The sequence below is a fragment of the Nonomuraea sp. NPDC054003 genome (assembly GCF_055585125.1).
Genome location: NZ_JBVJKR010000008.1, coordinates 165909 through 177323, shown reverse-complemented (window position 1 = coordinate 177323; position 11415 = coordinate 165909). Strand labels below are relative to the sequence as shown.

At 71.6% G+C, this 11415-nt stretch carries 9 protein-coding genes; 4 read left to right on the top strand and 5 right to left on the bottom strand.

Annotation, left to right across the window (positions count from 1 at the left end; genetic code table 11):
- Position 1 precedes the first annotated feature (1 nt).
- The 4 genes from ACZ6YG_RS22315 to ACZ6YG_RS22300 all read left to right on the top strand — a co-directional run bounded on the left by ACZ6YG_RS22315 (position 2) and on the right by ACZ6YG_RS22300 (position 3054).
- Positions 2–679: a uracil-DNA glycosylase gene (locus ACZ6YG_RS22315; protein WP_148033943.1), complete on the top strand. Its 678-nt coding sequence runs from the start codon at positions 2–4 to the stop codon at positions 677–679.
- Positions 680–688: 9 nt separating this feature from the next.
- Positions 689–1018 (top strand): hypothetical protein, encoded by a 330-nt coding sequence (locus ACZ6YG_RS22310; RefSeq protein ID WP_148033944.1) that lies wholly within the window; start codon positions 689–691, stop codon positions 1016–1018.
- A 63-nt stretch (positions 1019–1081) separates the two neighbouring features.
- Positions 1082–1372 (top strand): MTH1187 family thiamine-binding protein, encoded by a 291-nt coding sequence (locus ACZ6YG_RS22305; RefSeq protein WP_271275450.1) that lies wholly within the window; start codon positions 1082–1084, stop codon positions 1370–1372.
- Between the two features lie 80 nt (positions 1373–1452).
- The gene (locus ACZ6YG_RS22300; protein ID WP_466019102.1) at positions 1453–3054 is read left to right on the top strand and encodes an FAD-dependent monooxygenase; all 1602 of its coding nucleotides are present in this window, start codon (positions 1453–1455) and stop codon (positions 3052–3054) included.
- A gap of 43 nt (positions 3055–3097) precedes the next feature.
- Here the strand turns inward: ACZ6YG_RS22300 and ACZ6YG_RS22295 are convergent, their stop codons facing one another.
- The 5 genes from ACZ6YG_RS22295 to glgX form a co-directional block, all read right to left on the bottom strand.
- Positions 3098–4036: a hypothetical protein gene (locus ACZ6YG_RS22295; protein WP_466019101.1), complete on the bottom strand. Its 939-nt coding sequence runs from the start codon at positions 4034–4036 to the stop codon at positions 3098–3100.
- A 48-nt stretch (positions 4037–4084) separates the two neighbouring features.
- The gene (locus ACZ6YG_RS22290) at positions 4085–4981 is read right to left on the bottom strand and encodes a hypothetical protein (protein WP_466019100.1); all 897 of its coding nucleotides are present in this window, start codon (positions 4979–4981) and stop codon (positions 4085–4087) included.
- A gap of 116 nt (positions 4982–5097) precedes the next feature.
- Entirely contained in the window at positions 5098–6810 is a 1713-nt protein-coding gene (gene treZ / locus ACZ6YG_RS22285) for a malto-oligosyltrehalose trehalohydrolase (RefSeq protein WP_466019099.1), read from the bottom strand.
- Complete coding sequence (gene treY / locus ACZ6YG_RS22280) at positions 6800–8968, bottom strand: malto-oligosyltrehalose synthase (protein WP_466019098.1); 2169 nt, start codon at positions 8966–8968, stop codon at positions 6800–6802. Before treY ends, treZ begins: the two co-directional genes overlap by 11 nt.
- Positions 8961–11054: a glycogen debranching protein GlgX gene (glgX, locus tag ACZ6YG_RS22275; protein ID WP_148033950.1), complete on the bottom strand. Its 2094-nt coding sequence runs from the start codon at positions 11052–11054 to the stop codon at positions 8961–8963. The genes treY and glgX overlap by 8 nt, the downstream gene beginning before the upstream one ends.
- Between the last annotated feature and the right edge of the window lie 361 nt (positions 11055–11415).

Genomic DNA, 11415 nt, shown 5'->3' with positions numbered 1-11415 from the left:
CATGGCCGGACGTCCACTGAACGAAGTCGTCGAAGCCGGATGGGCCCGCGCGCTGGAGCCCGTGGCCGAGCGCATCGCCCACATGGGCGAGTTCCTCCGCAACGAGATCGCCGAAGGCAGGCAGTACCTCCCTTCGGGAGCCAACGTGCTGCGTGCCTTCAACCAGCCCTTCGACGATGTCAGGGTCCTGATCGTGGGTCAGGATCCGTACCCCACCCCGGGTCACCCCGTCGGGCTGTCGTTCTCCGTCGCCCCTGACGTGCGGCCGCTGCCCGGCAGCCTGGTCAACATCTACAAGGAGATGGAGTCCGACCTGGGGCTGCCCAGGCCGGCCAACGGCGACCTCACTCCCTGGGCCGACCAGGGCGTGCTGCTGCTCAACAGGGTGCTGACGGTGATGCCGGGCAAGCCCGCCTCCCACCGGGGCAAGGGCTGGGAAGAGGTCACCGAGCAGGCCATCCGCGCCCTGGTCGCGCGTGAGAAGCCGATGGTGGCCATCCTGTGGGGCCGCGACGCCCGCAATCTCGCGCCCATGCTGGGCTCCGTGCCGCGCGTCGAGTCCGCCCATCCGTCGCCGCTGTCGGCGCGCAGCGGGTTCTTCGGCTCCCGGCCGTTCAGCCGCGCGAACGAACTGCTCGCCCAGCAAGGCGCGGCCCCCGTGGAGTGGAAGCTGCCCTAGGCTCGTCGCATGAGTGACGCACAGAAGTTCCTACGACTCACGGTCGAGCTGACGGTCGAAGTGCTCGACGTGGACGCCCTGCAGGCGGCGGCCCTGGCGGAGATCCGCCACCCCGAGGCCGAGCTGACCGACGAAGAGCGCAGCGAGCAGGCCGAGCTGGTCAAGTCCGACGAGACCGGCGCCTCCGCCCTCCAGTGGCTGATCGAGCCCGAGCACGTGCTGCAGCTCGTCGACCACATCGACGAGATCGAGCCGCGTGAGGCGATGCTCGGCGTCGAGCCCTCCGAGGGCCCGGCCGAGGACGAGGAGGAGGCGGAGGACGAGCACCTCCACCTCTGACCGTCCGGCCTGCCACGTTCGTCGGCGCGGACCTGCCGCGCCAGGAGCTCAGGAGGTCACGCCGTGATCGTCGCATTCTCCATCACCCCGCTCGGCGTCGGCGAGGGGGTCGCCGAGCCCGTCGCCAGGGCCGTCAAGGTCGTGCGGGAGAGCGGGCTGCCGAACCACACGGATGCCATGTTCACCACCGTCGAGGGTGAGTGGGACGAGGTGATGGACGTCGTCAAGCGGGCCGTCGACGCGGTGGCGGAGGTCGCTCCCCGGGTGGGGCTGGTGCTCAAGGCCGACCTGCGCCCCGGCGTGACGGACGCCATGACCGGCAAGGTGGAGTCGCTGGAGAAGCACCTGGACTGAGTTCGAGATATGTCTTGACCGCTCCCGAGACGCGACATATCGTGATCATCGCGATATTACTCGTGCCTCGGGAGGTCGTCATGACGTACCACCGTGTCCCTGTTCTGATCGTCGGCGGCGGCTACGCCGGTCTGAGCGCGGCCCTGCTCCTGGCCTGGCGTGACATCCCCGTCATGCTGGTCGAGCGGCGGCCCGGCACCTCGCTCCAGCCCAAGGCGTTCGGCGTGAACCACCGGGCCGTCGAGTTGCTTCGCTCCGTCCCCGGTGTCGAGCAGGAGCTGTGCGACATCTGGGCGGGCATCGGCGACAACCTGCGCATCGCCATCGCCTCGGCCCTCGACGACCCCGACCCGCAGATGATCGTCTCGGACGAGCGGGAGGAGTTCGCCTTCATGGCCGAGGCCACCCCCGCCGCGCTCGTGGGCGCCCCGCAGGCCGAGGTGGAGCGCATCCTGCGGGAGCGCGCCGAGGATCTCGGCGCCGACCTGCGGTTCTCCACCGAGCTGGTCGCGCTCCACCAGGACGGCGCGGGCGTCACCGCCACCGTCCGCTCCGGCGACGGGCCGGTCACTGTGCGCGCCGACTACGTGGTGGCCGCCGACGGCTACCGCAGCCCGCTGCGCCGGAGCCTCGGCATCCCCGTGACGGGCAAGGGCGAGCTCGGGCGGATGTGCTCGATCATGTTCGACGCCGACCTGTCAGGGCTAGTACGGGAGCGCGAGGTGACGCTCTGGTACCTGCGGAACGACGCGATGACCGGCGTGATCCTCACCGGCACCGGGGTCGGCGCCCACGTCCTCGCGGTCAACTACGACACCGGCGCGGGCCGGAGCGAGGCCGACTTCACCCCCGAACGCTGCGTCGAGCTGGCCCGCGTCGCCACCGGCGTGCCCGACCTGGCGGTGAAGCTGCTCGACCGGACCAGCTTCGCCATGGCGCACGTGCTGGCCGGGCGCTACCGCGAGGGCCGGGTGTTCCTGGCCGGGGACGCGGCCCACACCATGCCGCCCACCGGCGGCCAGGGCGGCAGCCTCGCGCTGCAGGACGGCGCCGACCTGGCCTGGCGCCTCTGGCTGGTGATCACCGGTCAGGCGGGGCCGGACTTCCTGGACTCCTACGACGCCGAACGCCGCCCGATCGGGGTCATGACCGCCGACGCCCAGCTGGCCAACCTCGGCATGCGGATGCCTCCGGCCGCCCGCGTCGGCTATCCCGAGCCGCTCGGCGACCCGCAGGGCGCCGTCCTCGGCGCCCGCTACCACTCCACGGCCGTCATCGAGGATCCGGACGACGACCGCTCCCTGCTGGAGGACCCGCGCCACCCCACCGGCCGGCCCGGCAGCCGGGCCCCGCACGTGCCGCTGACCTGGGAGGGCCGCCCGATGTCCACGATCGACCTGTTCGGCGGCGGGTTCGTGCTCCTGGCCGACGGCGAGGGCGGGCAGTCCTGGTCCGACGCGGGCCGCCTGGTGTCCAGGCGTCTCGGGGTCGCGCTGTCGAGGGTCGTGCTCGGCGACGACGCGGTGGACGTCAAGGGCGAGTGGCGGTCGCGGTACGGCGTCGGCGCGGGCGGGGCGGTCCTGGTCCGCCCGGACGGCTACGTCGCCTGGCGCGCCACCGGCCCCGCCCCCGAACCGGCCACCGCGCTGGAGTCCGCCTTGCGCCGCGTCCTCAGCCGCTGAGATGCGACCTGCCCGGCATAGTTGGGCGGCCGTCCCTTGACGGTCAGGTGGCGAGCAGGTGTTCGCGCTCGCCGGTGAGGTCGCCGAGGCGCCGGGTCAGGTCGGCCTGGCCCTGGGCGAGCGTCCGGAGCGAGTCGTCGATCCAGGCGGACATCTCGGCCACGGCGGTGCGGGTCCTGTTGATGCGCTGGTGCTTGAGCGCGTCGGTGATGATGTTGTCGAAGAAGACGTCGGCGAACCAGCGGGTGTCCACCTCCGGCATCTTCGGCCGGACGGCCCAGCCGAGGTCGGCCAGCTCCCTCGCGAACGTGTCGAGCGCCTGCTGGGCCTGCCACGTGGCCTGGTCGGCGGTGACGAGGTGCTCCCGCTCGACGGCGTCGGCGAAGACGCCGCCGCCGAGCATGTCCCAGGTCGAGGCGCCGCGGGCGTGCTCCAGCTGCGTCAGCACGTGGCCGACCCACTGCCCCGCCGCCTTGCCCGCCTGCACGGCCTCGTCGTGCTCGCGCAGGTCGGCCTGCGTGTCGGCCATCAGGCCCGACAGCTCCATGAGGCGCCGCCCGCGCTGGTCGCCCCGCTCGACGAGGAGGCGCTCCTTCTCGGACAACAGCCGCTGGTAGTCGCCGGCGGCCCCCGCGGTGGCGGCGAGGTCGCGCTCCGTCTCGCCGAGGTCGCCGGTGAGGGCTTCCAGTCTCGCGCGCTGGCCGTCGAGGCGCTCCCCCGCGAGCGCCGCCTCGGCCCGCTCCCGGGTGAGGCGCTCCTCCCTGGAGCCGGTGAGCCTGGCCATGAACGCGGACAGGCCGCCCTCCAGGCGTTCGACGTCTCGCCGTTCCTTGGCCAGCTGCTGCTCCAGCTCGGTCACCAGGTCGGCGACCTCCCGGATCTGCCGCCCGAGTGAGGAGCGCCGCGCCGCGAGGTGGTCGAACCAGCGGACGCGCTCGCGTGCCTCCCTCAATCTGCGGTCGAGGTCTTCGAATGGGTCCACATCAGTCCTACGAACGACCGGCCCCGGTCGTTCCCCCGCCGGAGAGCGTCAAGCCGCGATGGAGGTGACGGCGGCGCGGGCGGGGGCCTGGGTGGCGCAGAGCCAATCGTTGAGTGAGCCGGTGAAGCCGGCCGGGGGGCCGACCTTGAGGTAGGCGACGGGGCCGGCGTCGCCCGCCGGGCCGACCTTCAGGCGTCTGATGCTGCCGCCTCCGGGTGAAGGGGCCGGCGCGCAGGGGGTGAGCCGGACGCCGAGGGGGGCGGGCGGGAGGGGGAGGTGGTCGTCGATGGCGCGGCGGCGGGCCCCGGGGTGGGCGGCGGCGAAGGCGAGGTGGCCGGCGACCAGGCGGGCGGCCACCGTACGCAGGAGGTTGGTGGCGCACAGGGTGTGGGCGCAGGCCGCGCCGTCGAGGGTGATCTCCGGGAGGGCGAACCTGCGCAGCCCGCGGGAGGTGACCATGAGGCCGTCGCAGGATCCGACGCCCGCCGGGTCCCACGGCGAGCAGGTGGCGTCGTCGTGGACCTGGACGTCCCAGCCGAGCCAGCCGTCGGCCAGGTGGAAGGCGGTGGGCTCCGGGTCGTGGGCGGGCAGGACGGCGCCGGTCAGCGGGTCGGCCAGGAGGCCGCCGTACGCCTGGGCGAGGGCGCGGGCGACGGCCCTGGCGGCCTGGACGGCGGCCGGTTGGTCGTGGGGCGGCGCGGCGGAGGAGACGGTGAGGTGCTGTCTGGAGCGTCGCAGCAGGCGGCGCTCGCCGGGGGTGAGGGCGACGGCGGCGGGTTTCCACGGGGTGGGGTGGTGGGTGAGCCGCAGGCGGCGGGAGCCGAGCGCGGCCATGGCGGCCTTCCTGTGGGGGCCGGTCAGGTGCCAGGGCTCGAAGGCGCCGCCGGTGAGCGTGACGACGAACAGGGACGTCAGGGTGAGGGGCAGGGGCAGGACGATCTTCATGAGGGCCTCCGGTGGTCGGGACCCCAGGATCGGCGGAGCGCACCAGCGCGCGCGGGCACGAATCAGGTTCTGTGGATGACCCGGCGCGGGACCCACTGCCTGTGGACGGCGGACGCTCAGGAAGAGGGGCGGTGGACCACCAGGGACTGGCCCGGGAGCCGTACCCCCTGCCCGTCCGCCGACAGCGGCTCGTCCGACGACAGCAGCAGCCCGCCCAGCGGCACCGGCACCGTGACCGTGTCCGTGCTGAAGTTCACGCTCACGCACACCTCGCCCCGCCACACGACCAGCCACTTCCCCGCCGGATCCGTCTCCACCCTGACCCGGTCGAGGCGCGGGTCGGTCAGCTCGGGCAGCGCCTTGCGCAGCGCGATCAGGTCGCGATACCAGCACAGCAGCGACCAGTGCGCCTCGTCCTTCAGCTCCTGCCAGTCGAGCTTGCAGCTCAGGAACGTCTCCTCCGCCGACGGGTCGGGCGCCTCCCACGTGTAGCCGAAGCCCTCGAACTCCTTCTGCCTGCGCCCGCCCTCGCTCTCGCGCAGGTGGGGCTCGGCGTGGTCGGAGAAGAACAGGAAAGGCGTCCCCGCCCCCCACTCCTCCCCCATGAACAGCATCGGTGTGAAGGGCGAGGTCAGCAGCAGGCCCGCGCCGAGCTTGAGCGCGGGCATCGGCAGCCGGTCGCCCATCGGCCGGTTGCCGATCTGGTCGTGGTTCTGCAGGCAGGCGACCAGCCGGTGGCCGGGGACGCCGGTGTAGGGCCGTCCGTGGGAGCGGCGGCGGAAGCTGGAGTAGCCGCCGTCGTGCAGGACTCCGTCGGTGAACACCTTCGCCAGGGCGGACAGCCCGGCGAAGTCCGCGTAGTAGCCGTGGGTCTCGCCGCTCACCGCGGTGTGCAGCGCGTGGTGCACGTCGTCGTTCCACTGGGCGGTCATGCCCAGGCCGCCCGCGTCCAGGGAACGCACCATGCGCGGGTCGTTCAGGTCGGACTCGGCGATCAGCGTCAGCGGCCGGCCGGTCGCGCACGACAGCGCGTCCACCTCCTCGGCCAGCTCGGCCAGCAGGTGGGTGGCGCGCTTGTCGTGCAGCGCGTGCACGGCGTCCAGCCGCAGGCCGTCGACGTGGTAGTCGCGCAGCCACTGCAACGCGTTCTCGATGAAGTAGCGGCGCACCACGTCGGAGCCGGGCCCGTCCAGGTTGACCGCCTCGCCCCAGTAGCTCCCCTCGAACCCGCCGAAGTACGGGCCGAACGGGTGCAGGAAGTTGCCCGACGGCCCCAGGTGGTTGTAGACCACGTCGAGGATGACGCCGATGCCGGCCCGGTGGCAGGCGTCGACGAAGGTCTTGAGCCCGTCGGGCCCGCCGTAGGTCTCGTTCACCGCGTACAGGTCGACCCCGTCGTAGCCCCAGTTGCGGGTGCCGGGCACCGGCGCGACCGGCATGATCTCCACGAAGTCGACGCACAGCTCGACGAGATGGTCCAGCCTGCCGGCGGCGGCCTGGAACGTGCCCTCGGGGGTGAACGTGCCGATGTGCAGCTCGTAGATCACCCCGCCGCGCAGGTCGCGGCCCTTCCAGTCGTGGTCGGACCAGGTGTAGCGGGCGTGGTCGTACACGGCGCTGGGCCCGAAGACGCCCTCGGGCTGCCGGCGGGAGCGGGGGTCGGGGTAGGGGCCGTCGCCGTCGATCACGTACGCGTAGCTGGTGCCGTGCACGGCGTCCGGCACGTCGAGCGACCACCAGCCGTCCGTCCCGGCGGACAGCCCGCGCCGCTCGCCCAGGACCAGGACCTCGACGGCCGTGGCGTTGGGGGCCCACACGTCAAAGATCATTTCGCTCCAGGAGTGCGACGGGAAGGGAACCGAGCAGGTGGGCCAGGGGGACCCGGCCGGTGTGCACGCCGCCGCCGAACAGGTCGCGCCAGGTGCCCGGCGGCAGCGACAGCGTGGTGCCGCCCCAGCCGCCGCGCCGCTCCAGGCCGACGGGCAGCCGGGTGGCGACGGCGACGGCCCGCGCGCCGACACCGGTCCCGGTGGGGTCGTCGCCGCCTCGGGCGAACGCGATCACGTGCTCCGCCGCCGCGCCGTCCGCGCGCAGCGGCGTGTACGGTGCGGCGGGGCCGACGCGCCGACGCAGGCGCAGCGCCTGGGTGGTGACCCGGAGCTTGGCGGCGTCCCAGGCGGAGGCGGGGGTGCGCGGATATGTGACGGGCCGCCGGTTGTCGGGGTCGACCAGGGAGAAGTCGGTCGTCTCGTTGCCCTGGTAGACGTCGGGCACGCCGGGCATCATGAGCTGCACGAGCTTGGCCCCGAGCGAGTTCGCCATCGCGTAGCGGTCGATCCGCTCGGTGAACTCGCCGACCGGCAGCCGCACGGCCGCCTCGGCGAACGCGCGCAGCCCCCGCTCGTAGTCCGGGTCGGGGCGCACCCACGAGATCGCGGTCTTGGCCTCGCGCGCCGCCTTCAGCAGGTAGTCGGTGAACCGGCCGGCCGAGATCGGCCAGGCGGCCATGAGGTTCTGCCAGGCCAGGTAGTCGAGCCGGCGGTCGAAGGCGACCTGCGCCGACCACTCCGACACCGCCTTCTCCCACTCCTCGGGCAGCTCCGACAGCACCGAGAGCCGGGCCCGCACGTCCTCCGAGCGCTTGGTGTCGTGGGTGGACAGCGTGGTCATGGTGTGCGGCGGCATGGCCGCGCAGTAGTCGTGGAACTCCTCGACCGGCACGCCGAAGTGGTCCGGCTCCCATCCGACCTCGTTCAGGCACGACAGCGGGAACCACCGGTAGAGCGCGGTGTCCTCGACGCCCTTGGCCATGACGGGACCGCAGGCCTGCTGGAACCGGGTGATCACCTCGGGCGGCCCGTGCAGGACCTGCTCGACGAGCGGGTGGACGGCGGAGGAGCAGACCGCTGCCGCCCCCTCGACGATCTCGACCGACACGGCGGGCGGCGGCTCGCCCGGCACCACGTACGCCCGGTAGACCGGCATGGCGGCGAGCAGCTCGGCGACCGCCGCCGGGTCGCAGGAGGCGGCGCGGGCCAGCCGGCTCACCTCGGCGCCGAAGAACAGGTCGACGACCTCCTGCTTGGCCAGGGTCATGACCTGCCGGTAGTCGGCGGGCTCGCCCGTCAGCCGGGTGAACAGCTCGACCAGCGGCCGCTTGCCACCGGGGTCGACGAACAGGCCGGTGACCCGGTTGAGCGTCTCGTAGCCGGTGGTGCCGTCGCACGCCCAGTCGGCGGGCAGCCGCTCCTCCCCGATGAGGATCTTCTCCACGACCGTCCAGGTGCCGCCGGACCTGGCGCGCAGCCGTTCCAGATAGCCCCGGGGGTCGGCGAGGCCGTCGGGGTGATCGACCCGCAGCCCGTCGGCCAGCCCTTCGTCGAGCAGCCAGAAGATCACCTCGTGGGTGGCGAAGAACACCTCCGGGTCCTCGGCCCGCAGCCCGATCAGGGTGGACACGTCGAAGAAACGCCGGTAGCCGGGCCCCTCCCGCCAGTCGACCAGCCGGTAGTGGCCCGGATAGGGGAACTCGTGCTCGTGGTAACGCAGCACGTCGCCGTCGACGACCGGCTCGGTGTCGTCGCCGAGCACGGGCAGCGCGACCTTGCCGTCCTCCCACTCGATGTCGAACCAGCGCGCGTACGGGGACTCCGGGCCGTCCTTCAGCACCGACCAGAACGCGGCGTTTTTGGTGTTCATGTGGTTGGGCACCAGGTCGAGCACGACGCCGAGATCGTGCGCCGCGAGCTGCTCGGCCATCTCGCGGAAGCCCTTCGCGCCGCCGAACTCCTCGCGGATCCTGGAGTGGTCGGTGACGTCGTAGCCGTGCAGGGAGCCGGGCGTCGCCTGGAGGATCGGCGACAGGTAGACGTGGCTGACCCCGAGGTCGCGCAGGTAGCCGGCGATCTCCGCCACCTGGGCGAAGCCGAAGTCGGGGGTCAGCTGCAGCCGGTAAGTCGAGACGGGCCTGGTCAGGGAATCAGACACGGCGCAGCACCCGCACACTCCGCCCCGGCACCGCCACGCCCTCCCCGGCGCGGCACATGCGCACGTCCAATCTGATCGGCATCGCGGTGTCTATCTCGGTCTGCCACATCTCGCCGTAGTCCTTGGGGATCGTGAAGCGGATGGTGTCGTGGTGCGCGTTGAACAGCAGCAGGAACGAGTCGTCCCTGATGGGCCGGCCGCGCCGGTCGGGCTCGGTGATGGCCTCGCCGTTGAGGAAGACGGCCAGCGACTTGGCGTAGCCGACGTTCCAGTCGCTGTCGGTCATCTCCTCGCCCGACGGGGTCAGCCAGGCGATGTCGCTGAGTCCCCGTACGGGCTTGCCGTAGAAGAACCGCCTGCGGCGGAAGACCGGATGCTTCTTGCGCAGCGCCGCCAGGCTCTGGGTGAACTCCAGCAGCAGCCAGTTCTCCCGCACGTCCGACCAGTCGACCCAGGTCAGCTCGTTGTCCTGGCAGTAGCCGTTGTTGTTGCCCTGCTGGGTGCGGCCCAGCTCGTCGCCGTGCGACAGCATCGGCACGCCCTGCGACAGGAACAGCGTGGTCAGGAAGTTGCGCTTCTGCTGCTCGCGCAGGGACTCGATGGCCCAGCCCGCCGGGCCCTCCGCGCCGCAGTTCCAGGACCGGTTGTCGTCGGTGCCGTCGCGGTTGCCCTCCTTGTTGGCCTCGTTGTGCTTGTGGTCGTACGAGACGAGGTCCCGCAGCGTGAAGCCGTCGTGGCAGGTGACGAAGTTGATCGAGGCGGCGGGGCGGCGGGTGTCGGCCTGGTAGAGGTCGCTCGACCCGGTGAACCGGGAGGCGAACTCCGGCATCGTGGCCGGCTGGCCGCGCCACAGGTCGCGGATGGTGTCGCGGTAGCGGCCGTTCCACTCGGTCCACCGCGACGGGAAGTTGCCCACCTGGTAGCCGCCGGGCCCGACGTCCCACGGCTCGGCGATGAGCTTGACCTGCGACAGCACCGGGTCCTGCTGCACCAGGTCGAAGAACGCGCTCAGCCGGTCGACCTCGTGCAGCTCCCGGGCCAGCGTCGAGGCCAGGTCGAACCGGAACCCGTCGACGTGCATCTCGATGACCCAGTAACGCAGCGAATCCATGATCATCTGCAGCACGTGCGGCGAGCGCATGAGCAGGCTGTTGCCGGTGCCGGTGGTGTCCATGTAGTAGCGCTTGTCGTTGTCGACCAGCCGGTAGTAGTTGGGGTTGTCGATGCCGCGGAAGCCCAGCGTCGGCCCCAGGTGGTTGCCCTCGGCCGTGTGGTTGTAGACGACGTCCAGGATGACCTCGATGCCGGCTTCGTGCAGTGCCTTCACCATGGCCTTGAACTCCAGCACCTGCTGGCCCCGCTGCCCGGTGCTGGAGTAGCGGTTGTGCGGCGCGAAGAAGCCGATCGAGTTGTAGCCCCAGTAATTCGACAGCCCGCGCTGCTCCAGGACGTGGTCGGTGACGAACTGGTGGACCGGCATCAGCTCCAGCGCCGTGACGCCCAGCTTCGTCAGATGGTCGGTGATCACCGGATGGCCGAGCGCGGCGTAGGTGCCGCGCACCCGCGCGGGGATCTTCGGATGGCTGATGGTCAGCCCCCGCACGTGCGCCTCGTAGATCACCGTGTCGTGGTACGGGGTCGCCGGCGGCCGGTCGTGACCCCAGCCGAAGAACGGGTTGACGACGATCGAGCGCGGCACGTACGGGGCCGAGTCGAGGTCGTTGCGGGTGTCGGGATGCCCGAACCGGTAACCGTACGCCGCCTCGTGCCAGGTCACCCCGCCCTCGATCGCCATCGCGTACGGGTCGAGCAGCAGCTTGTTCGGATTGCAGCGCAGCCCGTGCGCCGGGTCGTACGGACCGTGCACCCGGTAGCCGTAGCGCTGGCCGGGCCCGATGCCCGGCAGGTAGCCGTGCCAGATGAAGCCGTCGACCTCGGTGAGCTTCACCCGCTCCTCGCGGTTGTCCTCGTCGAACAGGCACAGCTCCACGGCATCCGCGACCTCGGTGTAGAGCGAGAAGTTGGTGCCGGCGCCGTCATAGGTCGCCCCGAGCGGGTAAGGATCTCCCGGCCAGATTTCGATCATCGAGGCTTCCTCCCGGTCCCTCCCATGTTCCGTTCCCCCGCCCTACCGGACAAGCCCGGCCTCGTTTCCCGCTGACGCGACCAGTACCTTCCCCTCGTTCCGCTCCGATCACCTCGTAGTGCTCCAGCCGCACTTCGAGATCTCGATCTGGTCGAGGCCGGGACGTAAGACGGCCACCGCACTGAGCATCTGGGACGGAAACCCGCTACGACTGGACCCCGATCACCCTCTAGAAGCCCTGCACACAGCAGGCCCTCAGAGGCAGCCCGCGAATTCCCAGCGTGCTGAAGCCGGATCCGGGCTGTCGTTCACCGCACGAGCTCGCTTTCCGAGCATGAAAGATCGATCAATGTCCCCAAGG